Origin of the sequence: Clostridium sp. UBA2485 (assembly GCF_002341865.1) — a bacterium.
Lineage (GTDB): Bacteria > Bacillota > Clostridia > Clostridiales > Clostridiaceae > Clostridium_J.
The window spans coordinates 47,988-70,125 of the sequence record NZ_DDOV01000035.1 but is presented as its reverse complement, the minus strand read 5'-3'; the positions used below and the strand labels follow the sequence as shown (position 1 = coordinate 70,125).

Genomic DNA, 22,138 nt, shown 5'->3' with positions numbered 1-22,138 from the left:
TTAGATTAAACTAACATAGGAAAAATCTGATAGTATAATACTCTAGCTAATAACTTAATAGGTCAAACTTTAAAAACAGGATATTTTATAAAATATTTAGAACAAAAATATTGATTTTGAATAACTGCCCTAAGAGGAGGTGAGTGTTATGACATTAGCTATGGCAAGAGAGGGTGAAATAAATAAAATAAAGAAAATAACAGGTAGAGACAATGTGCGGCAATTTCTTGCAAAGTTAGGTTTTGTAGAAGGAGAAAGCGTTACTGTCATATCAGAGATATCAGGAAATATGATAATAAACGTAAAAGATTCAAGAATAGCTATTGGTAAAAGTATGGCTAATAGAATTATTATTTAGAGAGGGGAATTATCTATGATGACGTTAAAAGATGTTGAGTGTGGACAAAAAGTAACTGTAGTAAAACTTCATGGAAAAGGAGTTATAAAAAGAAGAATTATGGATATGGGAATAACTAAAGGGGTTGAAATTTTTGTTCGTAAATTGGCACCTTTAGGAGATCCAATAGAAGTAAATGTTAGAAATTATGAGTTAACACTTCGTAAAGCAGATGCAGAAATGATAGAAGTAGAGTAAAAAAATAAATTATAATCCTTTTAGGGGGGAATAAAATGGAAAATATAAGAATTGCTCTTGTAGGGAATCCTAACTGTGGTAAAACTACAATGTTCAATTATTTAACTGGAAGTTCACAGTATGTAGGTAACTGGCCTGGAGTAACTGTAGAAAAAAAAGAAGGTAAATTAAAACAACATAAAGATGTAAAAGTAATAGATTTGCCTGGAATATATTCACTTTCACCATATACTTTAGAAGAAGTTATAACAAGAAACTATCTTATTACAGAAAAACCAGAAATTATTATAAACATAGTAGATAGTACAAACCTTGAAAGAAATTTATATCTATCAACTCAGGTAATGGAACTTGGAATTCCTGTTATAATAGCTTTAAATATGATGGATATTGTCAGAAAAAATGGAGATACCATCAATAAGGACAAGTTGGGAAAATCTATGGGATGTACCGTAGTTGAAACATCCGCTTTAAAAGGTGACGGATGTAAAGAATTAATTAATAAAGCAATAGAATTAGCTAAATCACATAAAGTTAATGCAATTGAGCATACTTTTTCAGTGGATGTGGAAAAAGTGTTGTCTGACATTGAGAATGAAATTCAAAATCAAGTTTCGAAAAAACATTTACGTTGGTTTGCTATAAAATTATTTGAAAATGATGAAAAGGCAATTGAACAAGGAAATATTTCAAAATCTTCAAAAGATAAAGTTGGAGCAATTGTAACTAGTTTTGAAGATAAAGTAGATGATGATGGAGAAAGTATTATAACTAATGAACGTTATAATTACATAAGTGGAATAATTGGTAAATGTGCAGTTAAGAAAAACAAATCTAAGTTAACGACTTCTGATAAAATAGATAAAATAGTTACTAATAGAGTTTTAGGATTACCTATATTTGCAGCTGTTATGTTCCTTGTTTATTACTTATCTATTTCAACAATAGGTACTGGCGCTACAGATTGGGTAAATGATGTGTTGTTTGGTGATATTATACCTCCTGCAGTAGAAGGCTTCCTTACATCTATAGGAACTGCTGATTGGTTAAATTCACTAATACTTGATGGTATTATTGCTGGTGTAGGAGCTGTACTTGGATTCTTACCACAAATGATGGTATTATTTTTATGTCTTGCGATTTTAGAAGATTGTGGTTATATGTCACGTATAGCTTTTATAATGGATAGAATATTCCGTAAGTTTGGTCTTTCAGGTAAGTCGTTTATTCCTATGCTTATAGGAACAGGTTGTGGTGTTCCAGGAATTATGGCATCAAGAACTATTGAGAATGAATCAGATAGGAAAATGACTATTATTACTACTACATTTATGCCTTGTTCTGCGAAATTGCCAATAATAGCTTTAATTGCAGGGTCATTATTCCCAGGGTCAGCTTGGGTAGCACCTTCAGCATATTTTGTTGGAATTGCAGCTATTATATGTTCTGGAATAATTTTAAAGAAAACAAAAGCTTTTGCAGGTGAACCTGCTCCATTTGTTATGGAATTACCAAAATATCATGTGCCTAGTGCAAAAGGTGTGCTTATTCATATGTGGGATAGATCAAAATCCTTCGTTAAAAAAGCAGGTACTATAATATTCCTTGCTTGTGGATTAATATGGTTCTTAAGTACATTCAATTGGTCATTAGAAATGGTAGAAACTCCAGATTCAATATTAGCTTCAATTGGTAAAGTAATAGCCCCTATATTTAATCCATTAGGATGGGGAGACTGGAGATCAGCAGTGGCAACTATTTCAGGATTAATTGCAAAAGAAAATGTAGTTGGTACATTTGGTATTTTATACGGAGCTGGAGAAGTAGCAGAAGATGGTGTAGAAATTTGGAATACTCTACAAGGCTCATTTACACAACTATCTGCATATTCATTCTTACTATTTAACTTATTATGTGCTCCATGTTTTGCAGCAATTGGTGCAATTAAACGTGAAATGGGTAATGCTAAATGGACTTGGGCAGCTGTAGGATATCAAACAGGGTTAGCTTATGTAGTGGCACTTACAGTTTATCAATTAGGATCACTGTTTACAGGAAAAGGATTCGGAGTTGGAACTTTAGTTGCTTTAGTACTATTAGCAGGATTCTTGTATATGCTATTTAGACCTTATAAGGATTTTTCTAATTCAACTAATATAAAAGGCGATAAGGTAGAGGATATTAGTGCATAGCGCGTAAGGAGATAATAAATATGTCTACATTTATAATTGGTACATTAGTATTAGGATCATTTGTTCTTGTTGGATACAAAGTTTATAAAGATAAAAAAAATGGTAATTGCTGTGGCGGAGACTGTTGTGACTGCCATAGCTCATGTAAGCCTACTAAGTCAAAATAAAAAATAAAAAATCTATTTTTCAAGTATCTAATAAGGAATTACTTGAAAAATAGATTTTTTTATTTGATGAAACCATGGTAACTTCAGTCATGAGTTAGAACATGCTTAAGGTAGTTACATATGATATATACAAATAATTATATTATATTTATATGTACTTATAATTACAAGGAGTGGTTATTATATCATGGACGTGAAGATGTATATTCAATAAAATAATTGATGATAATAATTTTAGAATATTAGAAGATTATAATGAAAGCATTAAGGAGTCTATTAATGTAGCTTTTCTTAACACTGAATATCAACGATATATAGTGCATTAAGTTCGTAATACTTTGAAGTATGTTATTATAAAGGTAAAAAAGAATTTGCTGCAGATTTAAAACTATATATCATGCACCAGCTGAAGAGCAAGGACATGCTCATATAGTTAAAGTTACTGAAAAATAGCAAAGACACTATCCCGATGAAATGAAAAGCTGGTCAGTTAATTAGGATGTTATAAACTTATATTTAAGTTTTCAATTGATGTACGTAAGGTTATATACGCAACGAATGCTATTGAAATCCTTAACAATACTTATGGTAGATTGAATCGTCAGCAAAGCGTATTTCAAAGTGACACTTCTTTGCTTAAAGCATTGTACTTAGCAACTTTTGGAGCCATAAAAAAATGGAATTTACCACTTAGAAACTGGGGGAAAGTTTATAGAGAACTATTCATAATGTATGAAGGAAGACTTTCTTAAAGTTTGCAGCTAATATAAAAAACACACCCGTATTAAGAGTGTTCTTGACATGTAATTTATTTACTATCTTTAGTTCATTATTCAGTTTACATAAAAAAATCTAATCAATAAAAAGAGCATGACTCATGTCATGCTCTTTTTATTGATTAGATTTTTTTATTGAAATTGTTTCTTTGTAGTTAGGACATTTTGCTGCACAGCTTCCACAGTTACATTCACCTTTACCTTTTTTCTTAATTTGTTTAAATAATATAACTGCTGAAGTTATGAGAATACCACTTGTTACTAAGATTTCTATCATATTATCACCTCAATTAAAATATAAGGCCTCCTATATTATATATAAGGAATGCAGCTATCCAAGCTACTGCTATTTGGTAAACAGCAGAGAAGAAGGCGAATTTACCACCAAATTCTTTTTTCATAGCTCCTATTACTGCAATACAAGGAGTATATAGTAATGAGAAAGCTAAGAATGATAATGCGCTTAGAGTAGTAAAGTTAGCTGCAATAGCAGCCTCTAACTCTCCAGAATATAACACACCCATTGTACTTACAACAACTTCTTTAGCTGCAAGTCCAGTAAGTAATGATACAGAACTTTGCCATGTACCAAAACCTAAAGGTGCAAATATAGGAGAAATAAAGTTACCAATAGAAGCTAAGAAGCTTTCATCAATTTCTGCCATACCACTCATATTAAAGCTTTGTAAGAACCAAACAATAACTGATATTGCAAATATAATTGTTCCTGCTTTCTTTAAGAAACCTTTACCTTTTTCCCAAGTATGATGAAGTACTGTTTTAGCTTCAGGTACTTTATATTCAGGCAATTCAATTATAAAAGGTTCTTCACCTTTTTTATATAAAGTATTTTTTAGTATAATAGCTACTAAAAATGCTACTAAAATTCCAAGTAAATAAAGTCCAAATACTACTTCTGTTTGGTGACTAGCAAATAATGCTCCGGTAAATAGTGCATAGATTGGTAGTCTAGCATTACAGGACATAAAAGGTAGTATTAGAGCAGTTATCTTTCTATCTTTTTCACTTTCAAGGGTTCTAGCTGACATGATTCCAGGAACAGAACAACCAAATCCCATCATAAGTGGAATGAAAGCTTTTCCAGAAAGGCCAAATTTTCTCATAAGCTTATCCATAATAAAAGCAGCTCTTGCCATATATCCACTGTCTTCTAATATAGACATACCCAAAAATAAAGTTAATATAATTGGCACGAAAGTTATGATTCCTCCAACACCGCCAATGATACCATCAACTATTAAAGAACTAAACCAAGGACTACTATTTTCTAAAAGTCCTCCAACTAATCCTGCAAAATCTTCAGTAATTAATCCTTCTAACCAATCTTGAAGAGGTGCACCTACCCACTCAAAAGTAAATTTAAATATAATCCATAGTAGTGCTAGAAATATTGGGTAAGCTAAAAATTTATTTAATACAACCTTATCAATTTTTTCACTTATAGATTCTTTTTTAGTCTTTGGTAATTCTACACAAGAATTTAAAATATTCTCTATATAAGCATATGCTTCAGATTCGTTCATTCCACTAAAATTATGCTTAACATTTATTGTTGTATCCAATTTGTTAAAATCTTTACTGTTTAGGAGTTCTTTAACGGCTTCAATACCTTTTGATTTAGAAGCTGAAATAGGAAGTATGTTTACTCCTAATTTTTTAGAAAGTAAATCAAAATTTATATGGATATTTTTAGATTTAGCAACATCTATCATATTTACAACTAAAACCATTGGTTTCTTAAATTCTGTTAGTTGTGAAGTTAAATATAAATTTCTTTCTAAATTTGTAGCATCTACAATGTTTACAATTAGATCAACTTCATCACTTTGTAAAAATTGTTTAGAGATTTTTTCTTCATTTGAAAATGTATCCATAGCATAGATACCAGGCAAGTCTACAATTTTAACATTTTTTCCTACGTAACCTTCTTTTTTATCAACAGTAACCCCAGCCCAGTTTCCAACATACTGGTTAGAGCCTGTAAGAGAATTAAAAAGAGTTGTTTTTCCTACGTTAGGGTTACCAAGTAATGCAACAGTAACCATTAATTTTTCCCCTCCATCTTTATAAAAATATTCCTTGCGTCTTTTTTTCTTATAGCAAAATCCGTTCCACGCAAATTAATTATAATGGGATCTCCTAGGGGAGCAACCTTTTTCATAATAACTTTAGTACCTTCAATAAATCCTAAAGCTAAAAGTCTTTTAGACAATTTCTCATCACAATTTAATCCTTGTATATAAGCGATATCGCCTAGCTTTAAATCATTAATGCTCATGTCTTTTACTTCCACATAAGCAGCTTTACTTAAATTTAAATTATTAATGCTCATAATTTTCACCTCTTGTTGATAACAATTATCAGTATCATTATATGATTATTTATTGAAAAAGTCAATATTTTTTTAGAAAATTAGGTTATTTAAAAGAGTATTTGGAAATAATAATAAGTTATAGCAAGTTTTTTAAATACTGATAATTTAAGTTTTTGCATGTATATAATTTGTAGAAAATAAATAGGTGAATGTGATATAATAATCAATATGTTGTATTTACCATTATTTTAATAGGAATTATATATTAATTATTTTGGTAACTTTAATTTAGAAAAGAGTGATATGGTGATTATTAAAGAAAATGTGATTTATGTAGAGGATTTTAAGGAAGAGAATTGTTTAATATTTAATGATAAAAAGGATTTATTTAAGGATGCTATTTTTTTTGATTTAGAGCATTACGTATATAAAAAGCCTATATGCATAGGGGTTTTTGGTAGTGCATATTATGATGAGAATGAAAATTCTTTAAGAATAACTCAATATATGCTCGAAAATAAATATGAACTTAAAAAACTTCTAAGATTATCAAAAGATTATTTTAAAACTATGATTGAAGAGCACAATAAGAAATATATAATAACTTTTTCAGGTAATAATGATTTTACAGTAATTAATTATTTGTATGAGAAACATAAGATAAATTTTAAAATAGAAGAGCATTTTAAAGATATAGACTTACAAAAATGTTACGAAAAATCTATGAAAACTTCTATAGGACTTAAAAATTTAGAAAGTAAATTTAATATTACAAGAGAAAGTGAAATAATTAGCGGATCAAATTTAGCTAAAACTTTTAGTAAAATTATGAAAGATGAAGAATATTTTAATAGAATGCCTGTAGATAAAAAAGAAAAAATTTTACTATACAATATGCAGGATGTAGTTAGTTTGTTTTATATATATGTAAATTGGAATAAATATATATTTCCTTCTATTGAAGAAGAAAATATTGTTAAATGCGAAGAGAAAATTGATTATAAAGTTATTGAAAACAATAGCTGTAGCTAAATGGTGTTTTAATCCATTTAGTTACAGCTTTTATTATTTTTATGTTATATATTATAAGATACTGTAATAAATATAGTAATAATCTAAAAAATAATAAGTCTTCTACATATTATTTTATATGTTACTACATAAATATTTAGGGGGTATATAAAATGATTTCTAATACTAATATATCAACAAATAGAAAAAATAAATTAGATGCATTTAGAGAGGTAGAAGAGTTATTAAATAAACGGAAATATAAAGGATTTTTTAGAATAAATAGCGAAAATAAAACATTGTCCCCAGACATTGACAGTATTGTTTATCTAAGGCATAAAAATAATAGAATAGAAAAATTCAATGTAGCTTTTACTATAGAGCATGAAAAGGCTATACGAATTTATGAAGTCGAGCTGCTATTAGAAGGTAAACCTGTTGATTATTTATATAAGCAATCTGTAATAAATATTATTATGAATAAAATTAAAGAAAGCTTATATATTAAACAATTAAATCCACAGTATTCTGACTCTATTATTAAAGCTTATATAGGCGCAATTGAAAATGTAAATCATAACAATTAGTTATAAGAAAGGGGTAGCGATGGAAAAAATAAAGGGAAAAATTGAGATGAGTCTTGGAGAAGTAAAGTGTAATCTAGTTTTAAAGAATGCATTTTATATCAATGTGTTTAATGGACAAATTGAACAGGGAGATATAGGCATATGTGATGATACAATCATAGGTATTGGTAATTATGAGGGAGATATAGAAATCGATTGTTCAGAACAATATGTGGCTCCAGGTTTTATAGATTCCCATGTTCATATTGAATCCTCAATGATAACACCAGAAAAATACTCTTCAATAGCAATTAAAAATGGGGTAACCACTGTAATAGCAGATCCTCATGAAATAGCAAATGTAGAGGGGATAAAGGGAATTGAATTTATGCTTAAAAATTCTGAAAATGCTATGATTGATATATACTTTATGTTGCCATCTTGTGTTCCTGCTACAAGTTTTGAAGACAATGGATATACTTTAAATTGCGAAGAACTTCTAAAATTATCTGACCATCCTAAAGTCCTGGGATTAGGAGAGGTAATGGACATTAAGTCAGTTATAAATAAGAATGAGGAGATGTTATGTAAACTTAAATCATTTAATGGCAGACCTATAGATGGGCATAGTCCAATAATATCTCCTATAGAATTAAATGCTTATATTACTAGTGGAGTTAAGACAGATCATGAATGTTCAAATTACAAAGATGCTTTAAATAAAATTTCAAAGGGTATGTATATATTGATGAGAGAAGGATCGGCAGCTAAGAATCTAACAGCATTATTAAAAGCTATTAAAGATGAAAATTACCATAGATTTTTATTCTGTACCGATGATAGACATATAGAAGATTTAATGGAAGAAGGATCAATTGATAATTGTTTGAGAATAGCCATAAGAGAGGGGATAGATCCTGTTAAAGCCTTTACAATGGCAACTTTTAATGCAGCACAGTGTTATGGATTAAAAAACATTGGAGCTATAGCTCCAGGATATAAAGCGGATTTAGTTATTTTTGAAAGTCTTAAACAAATAAACATTAAAAGAGTATTAAAAAATGGAAAAGACCCATTATTAAATGCTAAGGCTAGTGCTATTTATAATATTAAGACTTCAATGAACCTAGATTTTGTATCAGTTAATGATTTCAAAGTTCCTGCTATAGGAAATGAAATTAATGTGATAAAAGTTAAACCACAATCTCTAGAGACTATAAAAGAAATAAGAAAAATTTCAGCAGAAAATGGATATGTTTCAAAAATAAATAGTAGAGATGTTTTAAAATTGGCAATATTTGAACGACATAGAAGAAGTAAAAAATATTCTGTAGGATATGTTGAAGGATTAGGGTTAAAAGATTGTGCTATAGCCCAAACTGTTGCACATGATTCTCATAACATTATTGTAATTGGCGATAATGATAAAGATATGGAGGTAGCTGTTAATTCTCTTATTACTATAGGCGGAGGAATAGTTATAGTTTCTGAAGGCAAATTGATATCACACTTATCACTTCCAATAGGAGGATTGATGACATTTCAAGAACCATATATCGTTTGTGAGAATGTAAAAAGGCTTAATAGAATAGCAAGAAGTTATGGAATAAAGCAGGATTTTGATCCATTTATAACTCTTTCGTTTTTATCACTTCCAGTGATTCCTGAAATTAAACTAACTACTAAAGGTCTGTATGAATTTAGTACAGAAAGTTTTATAGATTTATTTGTATAAATAGAATTATAAGAATGATAGAATGTTTTTTATTGTTACGAAAAAACATTCTATTTTTATTGCTCATATTAGAAAGGCTCAATATAAAATTTTTATATTGATAAGAATTTCAAAGTTATAATTATATAAAATGCAAAAAATATGTTATTTATTCTTATAATTGTCAATAATAACAATTAAATGAGTACTATAAATAAAATGGAGGTAAAACAGTGAGTTATTCTAAGAAAAAAAGAGGGGGATTTACTCTCATAGAAATAATAGTGGTTATATCAATTATTGCTATATTAGCTTTTATAGCTGTACCTAAATTCGGAAATATACAGGAGAATGCTAAGCAAAAGGCAGATGTAGCAACTGCTAAAAATATAGCAATGGCAATAAATACAGAATTATCAAAAGGAAAATCAGTACTTAAAATAGATGAAACCGTGGTTAAACAGTATTTTAATAATGAAGAAATAAAACAACAAGCTTTAGTTAATAATAATTTACCAAATAAATTTTCTATTCATATAAAAAGTGATGGAGAAATATTTATATTTACGGGAACTAGGCAGGTTTATCCTAGTCTAAAAAATGATACACAAGTATCAGAAGGCAAAGATATTAAAACTTTTGAAATAGCATGTAATTAAAAGTGGAGGTAGCATGGTATTAATATATAGCTTTATATTTATAACTGGAATTTTTTTAGGGAAATTCTTAAACTTTTGCATCAATGAAACAATTAAAAATGACGAAGAAAATAAAATAAAAAATTGTGAATATAATTTTCAAAATTTATTCGTAGAACTGATAACGGGTACTATGCTTTTACTTTTGTATATTAAATATGGATTATGCTTGCAATTGATAAAGCTTTATACCTTATCATGTTTCATAATTGTAATTGGAGTTATAGATTTTAATACAAGATATGTATACGATAATACTGCTTATGGGGCTATAATTTTAGGCAGTGCCTTTATGATAATAGAATATATTAATGGATATCCTATTAAAGATTATATTCTTGGTGCCCTATTAGGAGGGGGAATCTTTTTAGCATTGATTCTTGTTACTAAATCTATATATAAAAAAGAGGTAATAGGATATGGAGATTTAGAAGTTTCAATTATAATAGGAGTCTTTCTAGGAGCAACAAGCAGCATATTGATTTTTGCATTGGCTAACATATTAGCTACTATAATATGTATATACATGATAGCTAAGGGAGAAAGTAGAAAAAAAACTATTCCTTATACACCCTTTATAACCATAGCTACTTTTATTGTAATATTATATAAGGATATTATTATAAAGTTTATTTTTAGTAATTAAATATTAAATTACTTAGGTGAAATTTATAGTAATAGATAAATTAAAATAATTGCAAAGTATTGAATTTCTTACTTTCTCATAGGATAATTTTTATTAAAATCAGTGGTTATTAAAAGGTAAATGTGGAGGCTATGAAAAAGTAATAAATTTGTTGACTTATGACGAAAAAATGTTGATAATGTAAAATGGTAGATGGATATTTTTAAATAAAAAAAGCTATGTATAATAAAATTTTTCATATTTTAAGAAAAGTCTAATTAATAATAAAAAATAGTTTTTGAATTTATATATATTGGAAAGAATTTAAGATAGGTATAATTAGAATTATTAGATTCACTACATTTAAAAAATAATCAATACTGTATTTCATAAATTAATAAATATACAATAAAAATGAATATTTATTATATAAATTTCATATTATCAATTGAAGTTAGAAAATATTATGCTATAATATCTTTTGAGAAATAATGTGATTTAGTATGAGTTAGAAAAATAAACATAATAGACTGAAGCATTATAACATTTTTATTATCTTAAAGGAAAGATTTTTTAATCTTAATAATTAAATTTAAAGTAGTAGGTTTAAAAACAGATTATTAAAAGTATATTTACAAATTAATAGTTGTCAAAATAAATTTTTAAAATATAATGTTTCATAATATTTTAAACAGATGAAAAGTTAAGAGTTTCAAAAAAGCTTATAACAATAATAAGCAATCAAAGTATAATAAGAAAAAATGAAAACATTTACTTTATTAATTAAGTTAAGTGAAATAATGTAATATCAATATGGAATATAAAATTAAAGCATTTATTTTATAAATTTAAAACTAAGAGCTTACAATAGTGGACAAGCCGTATTAAAAAACTTTGTAACAATAATAAGCAATCATATTATAACTTAAATTTTATTAGATTTTAGACACATTTAGAAGTAAAGCTTTTTAATATTAGAGAGTAATAATAGATTCAATTTTAAATCAGAACTAATTGAAGATATTACCCAATATCCACATATAGATTTTAGTGAATTGTTCTATATTTAATGTAACTGACATTAATTTATTTAATTATTCCACATGAAATTACATATTTTAATACTAAGAAAATAGCTATATGTGCTGAAAAACTTATAGCATAGTTAAGTAGTACTATTTAGCTGCAATTAACTAATGAAAATTAACAAGGAGGACAAAAGATGAAAAACTCAAACACGTCGCAAAAGAAGAAAATGGGTCTTTTTGCAGCAACTGCACTAGTTGTAGGAAATATGATTGGTTCAGGAATATTCATGTTACCAACTACTTTAGCAAATGTAGCAGGACCAGGTTCAACATTAATAGCATGGCTTTTGACTGGAGTAGGATCAGTATTTATAGCATTAAGCTTTGCAAGATTGGGAAGTGTTATTCCAAAGACTGGAGGGCCTTATGAATACTCAAAAGAAGCCTTTGGTGAATTCGTTGGATTTACAAATGCATGGCTGTATTGGACTGGTTCAGTTATAGGAAATGCAGCAGTAATTATAGCAATAGGAAGTTATTCTAGTGCAGTTTTCCCAATTATAGCTAATAATCATTTAGTTGGATTTTTATTTTGTTCAGCTATACTTTGGGGATTAACTCTTATAAATATAAAAGGTGTAAAACTGACAGGTAATATAGCAAGTATAATAACTGTATTTAAGCTTTCTATATTATTAATATTTATAGTAGTAGCTGGAACTCATTTTGACGTAAACAATATAACACCAATGTTTCCAAGTGGTGAAGGGGTAAATACAATATCAACAGCAGCAACAGTAACATTATGGGCATTTATAGGACTTGAATCTTCAAGTATTGCAGCAGGGGATATTGAAAATCCAGGAAAAAATGTAGCAAAGAGTACAATTTTTGGAATATTATTAGCCTGTTTATTTTATTTAGCACTAAGCTTTTTTGCAATGGGTGCAATGCCACAAAGTGAAATAGCTAAAAGTACAGCTCCAATATCAGACATATTAACTCAATATTTTGGAAAAGGAATTATAAATTTTATTAATATATCAATAGTTATATCAATAACAGGAACAGCCATAGGATGGATATTCTCTTCAGCGAGAATTGCTTATGCTGCTGGTAGCGATGGAATATTCCCTAAAGTATTTTCAGCTAGTCATGAGAAGTATGGAACTCCATATAAAGCATTAATATTGAGTTCAGTAATTACAAATTTAGTTTTACTTCTTAACTTTTCTAATGGATTTGTAGGAGCGTTAAATATAATAACTTTAATTGCAACATTAACATATTTGCCTATATACGCAATCACAATAATGTCAGACATGGTTATTATGAGAAAACAGGGAACTTTAACGAAAAAACAAATAGTAAAAAAGAGTATAATACCAATAATAGGATTAATATATGCAGTATGGGCAATTTATGGATCAGGATTGAAAGTAGCATTTTATGTAGTTTTATTAGCGGTAGCAGGAATGCCAATTTATGTTTACTTAAAGCTAAAAAATCAAAAAGAAACAGCAAAACTTTAATTTATTAAAGAGGTTAAAATTAAATAAATTTTTAATTTATAATAATATAAATTAGTAATATGAAAGCTAAGAATAAACCGCTTTTGATTATTTTATGTTTAAATAATCAAAAGCGGTTATATGTTTTCAATTTAAATTTTTAAATAGCACATCTATTATATATTTAAACTTTTCAGTATTATCTTACAGTATAATATTTTGGAAGTCCATTTTCATATTCAATTTTTGACTCTCCTAGAATAAGTGGTAAGGTATAATTATAAGCTTCTACAGTAACGTTATTACCTTCTAGATTTATCCATTCCTTAGGGAAATATTTAATTTTATTTGCAACTTCTGATGTGTGAAGTGCAAAAGGTTCTGACTTATAAGGAGTGTTAGAAATTCTTTTTATAGCAACCATATTGCCACTTTCGCCTTCTTTAGAATACTCTAGTGCAAAGGAACCAATATCATAGGCCTCTTGAATGTCAGTTTCTGATGCAAAGTGCATAGCTGACCTTTGCATTGTAGAAAGTTCTATAGCTCTTACTTTTTTTACTCCATTTTCTTTTAATAAATTTTTAAGATAATTACATACTCCACCAAGTTGTGCATGACCAAATTTATCTAATCCAGTTGAAGACATTTCTCCTAAGAAAGATCCATCAGCAGTTCTAATACCTTCAGAGACAACTATTACAGCGGTATTTTTTTCTTCAAGTTTTCTATTAACATCTTTTACAAATTTTTCAATATTAAAAGGAATTTCAGGAAGGTATATAAAGTCCACTACAGATTTTCCATTTATAGTGGCAACACAAGAACTAGCAGCTAACCAACCAGTATCTCTTCCCATTGTTTCTATTATAAATACATTTTTAGAATTATAGACATTAGCGTCTATGCTGTTTTCTAAAGCTATAGTAGCAATAAACTTAGCAGCGCTACCAAATCCAGGGGTATGGTCCATAATAGGTAAATCATTATCAATAGTTTTTGGAACACCTATAAATTTAATATTGATATTATACTCTTTAGCATAATTACTAAGTTTATGTACTGTGTCCATTGAATCATTTCCACCTATATAGAAAAAAGTGCTAATTTTATATTCTTCTAATATCTCAAATAATTTTACATATTCATCCTTATGGTTTTCATAATTTTTAAGCTTGTACCTACAAGAACCAAGTCCAGAAGAAGGAGTGTACTTAAGCCCGCTTACCACTTCCTTTGGCATTTCTGATAAGTTGAGTAAATTTTTATTTAAAATACCTTCAATACCATTTAATCCGGCGTAAACATTATCATAATATTTACACTCTAAATTTTTTTCGAATATTCCGATAGCACTTGAATTGATAACAGAAGTAGGACCACCGGACTGGGCCACTAAACAATTTTTCATATTAATTATCTCCCCTCACTATTATATACACCATATTTTATTATAATATATAATAGTGGTAGCTACAATTGCATTATCATATTGTGTAGTAAAATAACGAATATTGTATTATGATAACAATAGTTTAATATGTATATAGATATACTATTTTATTTAATTGAGAGTTGAAAATGGACAATTGACAATTATGGTTGAAATTAATTTTTACAAATTAATTTCTTTAATAGACTTTTTACTAGTAATATAATTATAATTGTTAGTTTCCTACCTCTGGGAACAGTAGTGAAACCCTTTAGGGTTCCCCTGAGGTGCAGTATAGTTTTGAACAATACAAATAAGTCTAACTAATACTATGAAAATACTAGATATATAGTCCGTTACTAAGAAGCTACTGTGTAACTTCAAGAAGAAATCAATTTAAAACTTCTCTTATAAAAGAAAAGTATCCTTGATTCTCCATTGTCAATAGTCAATTCTCAATTATGTAGAGTAGAAATCTAAATAATTAATAAAATAAGTATATAAGTATATAGATAGTACATCTATATATAGTTATAGAAGGAGTGTAGGTTATGGAAAATGAATTATATCCTAAAGAAAATAATGATATGTATGGATATGTAGATGGAAATGGTAAAACAATTATAGATTTTAAGTTCGATTTTGCAGATGAGTTTGAAGATGACATAGCTCTAGTAGAATTGGATGGTAAATGCGGTTTTATAAATAAGGATGGAAAATTAGTTATTGAGCCTAAATATAATGATGTAAACTATTTTAATGAAGACATGGCAGTAGTTGAAATAAATCATAAATATGGATACATAAATAAAAATGGGGATTTGGTTATTAAAACAAAATTTGAAGAGGCAAAAGGCTTTACTGAAGGGATAGCAGCTGTTAAAATTCTAGGGAAATTTGGATATATAAATAACGAAGGAAAAATGATAATAAGTCCATCTTTTGACGATGCAAATGAATTTGAAAATGGATTAGCACTAGTTAAAAAAGGTGAAAAATTTGGATATATTGATAAAGATGGTAATGTAGCCATAGATTTTGACTTTGATTACGGTAGTGATTTCGATGAAGGTTTAGCAGCAGTAGCTATGGGTGATAAGTTTTTTTACATAGATAAAAATGGAGAAAAGATTTTTGATAAAGACTTTGAATTTGCCAATAGTTTTAATGAAGAGTTGTCAGCTGTTTGTTTCAAAGATCAATATGGATTTATAGATAAAAGTGGGAATTTTATCATAGAGCCTGAATATGATTGGAGTGATAATTTCACTGGAGAATACGCAGTAGTCTCAATTGGGGAAAAATATGGATTTATAAATAAAAGTGGAAATGTTATAATTCCCATAGAATATGACAATGTTTTTGACTATAGTGAAGGATTATTCTCTGTTCAAATTCATGAAAAATGGGGCTATATAGATATGAACAATCATATTGTTATAGAACCTATTTTTGATGAAGTCGAAAACTTCTACAATGGAATTGCTAAAATTATAGTTAATGAAGTACCTCAGTATATTAGAAAAGATGGAAGTATACTTTAAGAATAATAGTCTTTAAATTTGTAATCAATATAATTTGGATAATACTGTGAAAATAGTTTTTATGATACAATTAAATAAATGATTATAATGGGAGATGAATGATATGAAGATGATTGATCTACATTGCGATACTATAGGAAGGCTTATGTATACTGGGGATAAAGTTAATTTAAGAAAAAATAATTTTTCTGTAGATGTTGAAAAACTAGTTAAAAGTGATTCAATAGCTCAATTTTTTGCTTTGTTTGTAGAAGCACAAGAGGTAGATGACCCTTTAAAATATGCTTTAGATATGTTAGATAGATTTTATAATGAAATCCAAGCTAATAGTGATAAGTTAAGATTAGCAACTAATTATCAAGAACTTATAGAAAATACTAATAATAATAAGATATCAGCTTTTTTAACAATTGAAGAAGGCGGAGTAATACAAGGTAAACTTAGCAATTTAAGAAATTTCTATAGATTAGGTGTTAGGCTTATGACATTAACTTGGAACTATACTAATGAAATAGGATTTCCAAATTGCAAAAGTGAATTACAAAACAAAGGATTAACTGAATTTGGTATAGATTGTGTAAGAGAAATGAACAATTTAGGAATGATAATAGATGTTTCTCATCTATCTGATGGGGGATTTTACGATGTTGCTAAATACTCTAATAAACCATTTGTAGCATCTCACTCTAATTCTAGGCAGATATGTCATCATCCTAGAAATTTAAATGATGATATGATTAGAGTGCTTGCGGAAAAAGGCGGAGTTACAGGAATAAATTTCGAAAAAAGTTTTTTAAATACTAAAGGCAGGAGCTTTACTCAGGATATAGTAAAGCACATAAAGCATATAATTAATATAGGTGGAAGTGAAGTTGTAGCTCTAGGTACGGATTTTGATGGAATAGATGATAAAGGGCTAGAGATAGATAATATTGGTGATATGGATAAACTATTGGTTGCACTAAATAATGAAGGATTTAGTGACGTTATAATAGAAAAGATCTTTTATAAAAATGCTCTTAGGGTTATTAAAGAAGTAATGAAATAGCATATTTATATGAAAAATTAGTATAATATATAATAGATACGAATAGAGCAAGAAACTTTGCTCTATTTTTATTAAAATTCAAAGAAAATTCACAAAAGTCTTAATGCAATTCATTATTTATTTGGTAGAATTAAATATATATAATTATTTTTAATAGAGTTTCCAGTTTAAAAAAGGAGAGGTTTGAATGGAATATCCAAAATTTTCATATGACAGAGTTGAAAGCAATATAGTACTTAAAAAGGTAAACATTACTGGTAATGTATGTGGCGAGTTTGTAGAATTTACTATAGATCATATATATGAAAATAAAGGCAAGAGTGATGTAGAGGCAATATACACTTTTCCTATACCAGAAACATCAGTATTGTCAGGCTTTGAAGCAAATATTGGGGGAAGAAGTATAAAAGGTATTATAGAAGACAAAAAGGAAGTTGATAAAATCTATAATAATATAAAGGATGACAATTCTAATTTTTTATTAGAAGAATTTAATGCTAATGATTTTAGAATTTCTATGGGAAAAATATTAGCTGGAGAAAGTATTAATATAAAGATATCATATATTGAAGAATTAGCTTATGATAATGAGCAATTAAAGCTAACTATTCCTAGAATAATACCACCAACCAATATAGACTCAAATGAAAATTTAGTTAAAAAGAATAATTATAAATTATACTTAAATTTATTAGTTGAATCTTTTACTGATATGGAATTTATAAGTACCACTCATAAAATAAAAGTGGAAGAAGGTAATGATTATTTATATAAAATTACTTTAGCTTCAGCTAAGGAAAATCTAGATAAAGATATGATAATTTATTTAAAGGAAAAAACTTTTGAAGAAACTACTGGGATGATATATGAAAATTCTAAGGAAAATAATAGTATAATTTATCTAAGATTCATACCTGATATAGAACCTTCTAAGGAAAATAAAATTGATAATTATATATTTATGGTAGATATATCAAGTTCAATGGAAGGAAAAAAGCTTTTAGAAGCTAAAAATGCACTTCAGCTTTGCTTAAGAAATTTATCTAAAGAAGATACTTTTAATATAATTGCAATGGGAGATAGGCTTAATTATTTCTCAGAAGACAGAAGAGTAGAATATAACGAAGAAAATTTAATCAAAGCTTCTATGTGGATAGATGAACTACAGTGTGAAGATGATGCAGTTATTTTTGAAGGAATTAAATATGCTTTAAAAAATGAAGCTTTAGGAGAAGAAAATACTATTTTATTATTTACTGATGATATTGTAGATAATGAGAAAGAAATATTAGATTATGTAGATGAACATTGTATTGAAAGCAGAATTTTCCCATTTGGCATAGATGCCTCCGTTAATACTTATTTTATTAATAAATTAGCTCAAATTACTTATGGTAAAGCTGAATTTATTAATAATAATGAAAGAATTGAAGATAGTATTTTAAAGCAATTTAATAGAATTAGAGGATTACAAATTACGGATATTGAAATTGATTGGGGTTTGGTTGAAGTTGAAAGAACTTATCCAAGAACTATTGAATATATGTATGATGGGGAACTATTTTCTATTTTTGCTAAAGTGCAAGGACAGGTAGAAGGAATTGTAACTTTAAGAGGAAAAGTTGGAAATAGAAGAGTACAAAGACGAATAAGTTTAAGTAATTTAGAACTTGAAGAAAATATGAATTTAATTGAAAAAGTATGGTATAAAAAGAGGATACAGTCTTTACAAAATAGGATAAGATTTGAACGTGGAGAAACTTATAATGCTATGAAAAATAAGCTTATAGAGATATCAAAACGTATAGGAGTGCTGAGCAGTGAAACATCATTTATATTGATGGAGCAACTTTATGATCCTGTGTTAGGAATAGGATTTAAAAAATTTTTACCAGTAAAAATTAAGTATGATGAGGGAGAAGGTACACAATTAGCATCTAATTTTTATTATAGACATTATTTTGATGAACCGCAATTTGATGAAGCAGAATTATCAAAAGCATTAAGGGGAGAACTACTAAGAATTCTAGCATCACATCAATTTGCTAGTGGAGCCTTTGCAAACTCCTTACAAGAAGATCAAATTGATAAAGTAATGTCTACAATAAAAGGTATATTAGCTTTTACATTAGGTAAAGAGGATATTTCTATATATAAAAATCTATTAAATAAATCTCTAAATTTTATTGTAGGTGATTTTGAAGAATCAAAGAATAATTATGATGATAATACTATATGCTTTTTATATTTAGCATTAAAGTCCTCATTAAATAGGGGGATCATAAAATCTGAAAAGAAAGAGGATTTCGAAAGAAAAATTAAATCTTTAGAAGAAGTCATTAAGCTTAGAGATATTGATATAGAAGATATAGAAAGTCACTTTACAAGCTTTATAGAAAAAGCTGAAAATAAAGATCATTCTTTAAGTTCATTAATTGATAAAGCAATATTAAAAAGTTAGTAAATGAAACTGCTGAAAATTCAGCAGTTTTATTTTAGGTATCTGAAATAAAATAATTAGTCAAGGATGTAAGAATATTTTGTGTCTGACAACGCAGTATGTCACAAAATATTCTAGCATGCTGACTTTTTATTTTTTGAAGATGCCTTATTAGACTAATAAGTGTATACTGTGATATACTATCAATTATAACTTATTTAAGAGAGAATATATTTGGGTAATTAAAATGAAGAAAGAAGAAATTAATGATATAAGATATAAAATATATATTACATTTAAAGAAGTTACAGGTTTAAATAGTAGTAATATTGCAAGTATAAAGCCGTTACATTTAAGAGTTTTATTTGAGCTTTATAATAGTAATTTCTTATCAGGTTATTTTAGTGAGGATTTTATTAAAAATATTAGTTTTTCATTATCAAATAAAATGACAAAAGCAGCAGGAAAAACCATATATAAAAGAAATTCAATAAGTGAAAGCTTTGAGATAAAACTAAGTTTAAACTTTCTAAAAAACTATAATAAAACCAATAGAGAAAAAATAGTTTCAGGAATTGTAACGAAAGATGTAATTGAAGCAATGATGATAATCTTTGAGCATGAAATATGCCACTTAATCGAGTTTTATAAATATAAAAAATCAAGTTGCAAAACTACAAGATTTAAATCTTTAAGTGTAAATCTTTTTGGTCATAGCGATATTTATCATAGATTACCTACTGACAGTGAGATATTTATGGAAAATTCTAATATTACTTTAGGGAGTACTGTGACCTTTAAGTATAATGGAGTTTTATTAAAAGGAATACTTTATAAAATAAATAAGAATGCTGTAGTAATGGTTAGGGATGATAAAGGCATGTACAGTGATAAATATAATAATAGATATTCTAAGTATTATGTGCCATTGGATAAGATGAAAAATTGATTTAGAAGGAGGAGAAATTTTATGATTAAAGCTATATTGTTTGATTTAGATGGAACTTTAATTAATACAAATACATTAATATTAGAAAGTTTTAAATATGTTTTAAATAATAACTTAGGTTTAAAAGTAGGGGATGACGAGCTCATTAGATATTTTGGGGAGCCACTGTCTTACACTATGTCTAAATACTGTGAAGAAAGAACTGAAGAACTTGTAAATGCATACATAGAATACTGTGCAACTATACATGATGATTATACAGAGGGTTATGATGGTGTAGAAGAAGCGCTTATAGAATTAAAAAACAGAGGATATAAATTAGCGATAGTAACATCAAAAAGACGTAACACTGCCTTAAGAGGATTAAGACTATTTAACTTGGAAAAGTATTTTGATGCAATAGTAACACCAGAAGATACTAAGAAGCATAAGCCTGATCCAGAACCAGTGCTAAAGGCGCTAGAGCTTTTAAATATAGAACCAGAGGAAGCGATAATGATAGGAGATAGTCATAATGATATTTTATCTGGAAAAGCTGCTAATACAAAAACTTGTTTAGTTAAATATACATTTATTCCTTTAGAAGAGGTCTTAAAACATGAACCTGATTATGCTATTGATGATATGAGGGAATTATTAAATATACTTTAATTAGTAATAAAGCGATAGCAATTATATTTAAGTTAAGATTATTATAAAAATTTAAAAGACAGGCTATTAACAGGTGCCTGTCTTTACCCTAGGGATTTTTGAGAACCCAAAGTAGTCTACGCTACAACATATGTACATCATTACACATCCATATATAATCCTTCGACTACATATAAACATTACACAACCTACATACATCTTTACTCGACAAAATAGAATACCTGTAGAGCATTAATTAATCTTTCGACTAAGTAACACCCTTAGCTTTTAATTAGGCATCTAAAAGAAAATAATAAACCAAAGATATTAGTATATTTTAGGCACATGGAATAAAATATCTAGTTAAAGATAAGACATATATTTTGTATCAGACAGGTAGACAGGTTTTCACGGTAGTCTAGCTACAATGGAGTTCTGACAACAGGGCATGATACAAAATAAATGAGCATACTGACTAGTTATTTCTTAAAACATGCCTCATCAGACAAGGTGCCAGATTCTACTCATAGTGAATCTATGGGCATAGTATGACAGCGCAGTATGATGAAAAATAGACTAAAGTATTGGTCTAGCATTTCTAAGAGGATACCTTATGCCTGCGGCAACCTAAGTTATCTTAGCTCGACCATTATACATAGTTTAAAACCCTGTATATACAGTTATGCACATACACAGCACTTCACCACCTATAATAGTCTTCTCTCCAGCCCATATAAGAATTTTCACTCCCATATACACCTTTGACCGAATGTTATAAAGCCATTTCCAGCCTACAAACACTCTTGGCTCAACCACTTTACATCCTCTGTATACTAATATGGTTACCAAAATAATTTTTCGTATTCTTAATTTTTTG

General features: G+C 27.9%; 20 protein-coding genes and 1 pseudogene. 16 read left to right on the top strand and 5 right to left on the bottom strand.

Going from position 1 to position 22,138, the window contains the following annotated elements:
• Positions 1–148: 148 nt before the first annotated feature.
• From B3603_RS05915 to B3603_RS23330, 5 genes and pseudogenes are all read left to right on the top strand, one after another.
• Positions 149–358, top strand: coding sequence for a FeoA family protein (locus tag B3603_RS05915; RefSeq protein WP_291561883.1), 210 nt, complete (start codon positions 149–151; stop codon positions 356–358).
• Positions 359–373: 15 nt separating this feature from the next.
• Positions 374–595 (top strand): FeoA family protein, encoded by a 222-nt coding sequence (locus B3603_RS05910; RefSeq protein WP_291561881.1) that lies wholly within the window; start codon positions 374–376, stop codon positions 593–595.
• Positions 596–630: 35 nt separating this feature from the next.
• Positions 631–2,787 carry a ferrous iron transport protein B gene (feoB, locus tag B3603_RS05905; protein ID WP_291561879.1) on the top strand — a complete coding sequence of 719 codons (2,157 nt, stop codon included), beginning with the start codon at positions 631–633 and terminating at the stop codon, positions 2,785–2,787.
• A 20-nt stretch (positions 2,788–2,807) separates the two neighbouring features.
• On the top strand, positions 2,808–2,954 hold the full coding sequence (locus B3603_RS05900) for a FeoB-associated Cys-rich membrane protein (protein ID WP_039630339.1): 147 nt from the start codon (positions 2,808–2,810) through the stop codon (positions 2,952–2,954).
• Between the two features lie 263 nt (positions 2,955–3,217).
• Positions 3,218–3,706 (top strand): annotated as a pseudogene (locus tag B3603_RS23330) (transposase); the annotation flags it as partial.
• Between the two features lie 139 nt (positions 3,707–3,845).
• Here B3603_RS23330 and B3603_RS05890 read toward each other — a convergent pair.
• The 3 genes from B3603_RS05890 to B3603_RS05880 are packed head-to-tail and all read right to left on the bottom strand — an operon-like array spanning position 3,846 to position 6,029.
• Positions 3,846–4,007, bottom strand: coding sequence for a FeoB-associated Cys-rich membrane protein (locus B3603_RS05890; RefSeq protein ID WP_291561876.1), 162 nt, complete (start codon positions 4,005–4,007; stop codon positions 3,846–3,848).
• A 13-nt stretch (positions 4,008–4,020) separates the two neighbouring features.
• Positions 4,021–5,796, bottom strand: a complete 1,776-nt coding sequence (feoB, locus tag B3603_RS05885) for a ferrous iron transport protein B (RefSeq protein WP_291561875.1) — start codon at positions 5,794–5,796, stop codon at positions 4,021–4,023.
• Entirely contained in the window at positions 5,796–6,029 is a 234-nt protein-coding gene (locus B3603_RS05880) for a FeoA family protein (RefSeq protein WP_291561949.1), read from the bottom strand. The genes feoB (B3603_RS05885) and B3603_RS05880 overlap by 1 nt, the downstream gene beginning before the upstream one ends.
• 339 nt (positions 6,030–6,368) lie before the next feature.
• Between B3603_RS05880 and B3603_RS05875 the strand changes: the two genes are divergently transcribed.
• From B3603_RS05875 to B3603_RS05850, 6 genes are all read left to right on the top strand, one after another.
• Entirely contained in the window at positions 6,369–7,097 is a 729-nt protein-coding gene (locus tag B3603_RS05875; RefSeq protein WP_291561874.1) for a ribonuclease H-like domain-containing protein, read from the top strand.
• Positions 7,098–7,249: 152 nt separating this feature from the next.
• Complete coding sequence (locus tag B3603_RS05870; RefSeq protein WP_291561871.1) at positions 7,250–7,663, top strand: hypothetical protein; 414 nt, start codon at positions 7,250–7,252, stop codon at positions 7,661–7,663.
• Between the two features lie 19 nt (positions 7,664–7,682).
• Positions 7,683–9,377 carry an adenine deaminase gene (ade, locus tag B3603_RS05865; RefSeq protein WP_291561869.1) on the top strand — a complete coding sequence of 565 codons (1,695 nt, stop codon included), beginning with the start codon at positions 7,683–7,685 and terminating at the stop codon, positions 9,375–9,377.
• A 212-nt stretch (positions 9,378–9,589) separates the two neighbouring features.
• Positions 9,590–10,015, top strand: a complete 426-nt coding sequence (locus tag B3603_RS05860; RefSeq protein WP_291561866.1) for a prepilin-type N-terminal cleavage/methylation domain-containing protein — start codon at positions 9,590–9,592, stop codon at positions 10,013–10,015.
• A gap of 13 nt (positions 10,016–10,028) precedes the next feature.
• Entirely contained in the window at positions 10,029–10,700 is a 672-nt protein-coding gene (locus B3603_RS05855; RefSeq protein ID WP_291561865.1) for a prepilin peptidase, read from the top strand.
• A 1,201-nt stretch (positions 10,701–11,901) separates the two neighbouring features.
• A complete protein-coding gene (locus tag B3603_RS05850) occupies positions 11,902–13,239 on the top strand; it encodes an APC family permease (RefSeq protein ID WP_291561863.1) in 1,338 nt (445 codons plus the stop codon).
• A gap of 178 nt (positions 13,240–13,417) precedes the next feature.
• Here B3603_RS05850 and B3603_RS05845 read toward each other — a convergent pair whose 3' ends face one another.
• The gene (locus tag B3603_RS05845; protein WP_291561861.1) at positions 13,418–14,629 is read right to left on the bottom strand and encodes a 6-phosphofructokinase; all 1,212 of its coding nucleotides are present in this window, start codon (positions 14,627–14,629) and stop codon (positions 13,418–13,420) included.
• A 572-nt stretch (positions 14,630–15,201) separates the two neighbouring features.
• Here B3603_RS05845 and B3603_RS05840 point away from each other — a divergent pair.
• The 5 genes from B3603_RS05840 to ppaX all read left to right on the top strand — a co-directional run bounded on the left by B3603_RS05840 (position 15,202) and on the right by ppaX (position 21,282).
• The gene (locus B3603_RS05840; protein WP_291561859.1) at positions 15,202–16,194 is read left to right on the top strand and encodes a WG repeat-containing protein; all 993 of its coding nucleotides are present in this window, start codon (positions 15,202–15,204) and stop codon (positions 16,192–16,194) included.
• A gap of 103 nt (positions 16,195–16,297) precedes the next feature.
• Complete coding sequence (locus tag B3603_RS05835) at positions 16,298–17,242, top strand: dipeptidase (RefSeq protein WP_291561857.1); 945 nt, start codon at positions 16,298–16,300, stop codon at positions 17,240–17,242.
• A 187-nt stretch (positions 17,243–17,429) separates the two neighbouring features.
• Positions 17,430–19,703, top strand: a complete 2,274-nt coding sequence (locus B3603_RS05830; protein WP_291561855.1) for a VIT and vWA domain-containing protein — start codon at positions 17,430–17,432, stop codon at positions 19,701–19,703.
• A gap of 226 nt (positions 19,704–19,929) precedes the next feature.
• Complete coding sequence (locus B3603_RS05825; RefSeq protein WP_291561852.1) at positions 19,930–20,631, top strand: hypothetical protein; 702 nt, start codon at positions 19,930–19,932, stop codon at positions 20,629–20,631.
• 21 nt (positions 20,632–20,652) lie between these two features.
• Positions 20,653–21,282: a pyrophosphatase PpaX gene (ppaX, locus tag B3603_RS05820; RefSeq protein ID WP_291561850.1), complete on the top strand. Its 630-nt coding sequence runs from the start codon at positions 20,653–20,655 to the stop codon at positions 21,280–21,282.
• Positions 21,283–21,921: 639 nt separating this feature from the next.
• On the opposite strand, the gene B3603_RS05815 is transcribed toward ppaX, so the two are convergent.
• The gene (locus B3603_RS05815; protein ID WP_291561848.1) at positions 21,922–22,077 is read right to left on the bottom strand and encodes a hypothetical protein; all 156 of its coding nucleotides are present in this window, start codon (positions 22,075–22,077) and stop codon (positions 21,922–21,924) included.
• Between the last annotated feature and the right edge of the window lie 61 nt (positions 22,078–22,138).

Excerpts from the sequence above, each read along its gene's own strand:
- B3603_RS05915 (WP_291561883.1), top strand. The coding sequence starts at position 149 with ATGACATTAGCTATGGCAAGAGAGGGTGAAATAAATAAAATAAAGAAA.
- B3603_RS05910 (WP_291561881.1), top strand. The coding sequence starts at position 374 with ATGATGACGTTAAAAGATGTTGAGTGTGGACAAAAAGTAACTGTAGTA.
- feoB (WP_291561879.1), top strand. The coding sequence starts at position 631 with ATGGAAAATATAAGAATTGCTCTTGTAGGGAATCCTAACTGTGGTAAA.
- B3603_RS05900 (WP_039630339.1), top strand. The coding sequence starts at position 2,808 with ATGTCTACATTTATAATTGGTACATTAGTATTAGGATCATTTGTTCTT.
- B3603_RS05890 (WP_291561876.1), bottom strand. The coding sequence starts at position 4,007 with ATGATAGAAATCTTAGTAACAAGTGGTATTCTCATAACTTCAGCAGTT.
- feoB (WP_291561875.1), bottom strand. The coding sequence starts at position 5,796 with ATGGTTACTGTTGCATTACTTGGTAACCCTAACGTAGGAAAAACAACT.
- B3603_RS05880 (WP_291561949.1), bottom strand. The coding sequence starts at position 6,029 with ATGAGCATTAATGATTTAAAGCTAGGCGATATCGCTTATATACAAGGA.
- B3603_RS05875 (WP_291561874.1), top strand. The coding sequence starts at position 6,369 with ATGGTGATTATTAAAGAAAATGTGATTTATGTAGAGGATTTTAAGGAA.
- B3603_RS05870 (WP_291561871.1), top strand. The coding sequence starts at position 7,250 with ATGATTTCTAATACTAATATATCAACAAATAGAAAAAATAAATTAGAT.
- ade (WP_291561869.1), top strand. The coding sequence starts at position 7,683 with ATGGAAAAAATAAAGGGAAAAATTGAGATGAGTCTTGGAGAAGTAAAG.
- B3603_RS05855 (WP_291561865.1), top strand. The coding sequence starts at position 10,029 with ATGGTATTAATATATAGCTTTATATTTATAACTGGAATTTTTTTAGGG.
- B3603_RS05850 (WP_291561863.1), top strand. The coding sequence starts at position 11,902 with ATGAAAAACTCAAACACGTCGCAAAAGAAGAAAATGGGTCTTTTTGCA.
- B3603_RS05845 (WP_291561861.1), bottom strand. The coding sequence starts at position 14,629 with ATGAAAAATTGTTTAGTGGCCCAGTCCGGTGGTCCTACTTCTGTTATC.
- B3603_RS05840 (WP_291561859.1), top strand. The coding sequence starts at position 15,202 with ATGGAAAATGAATTATATCCTAAAGAAAATAATGATATGTATGGATAT.
- B3603_RS05835 (WP_291561857.1), top strand. The coding sequence starts at position 16,298 with ATGAAGATGATTGATCTACATTGCGATACTATAGGAAGGCTTATGTAT.
- B3603_RS05830 (WP_291561855.1), top strand. The coding sequence starts at position 17,430 with ATGGAATATCCAAAATTTTCATATGACAGAGTTGAAAGCAATATAGTA.
- B3603_RS05825 (WP_291561852.1), top strand. The coding sequence starts at position 19,930 with ATGAAGAAAGAAGAAATTAATGATATAAGATATAAAATATATATTACA.
- ppaX (WP_291561850.1), top strand. The coding sequence starts at position 20,653 with ATGATTAAAGCTATATTGTTTGATTTAGATGGAACTTTAATTAATACA.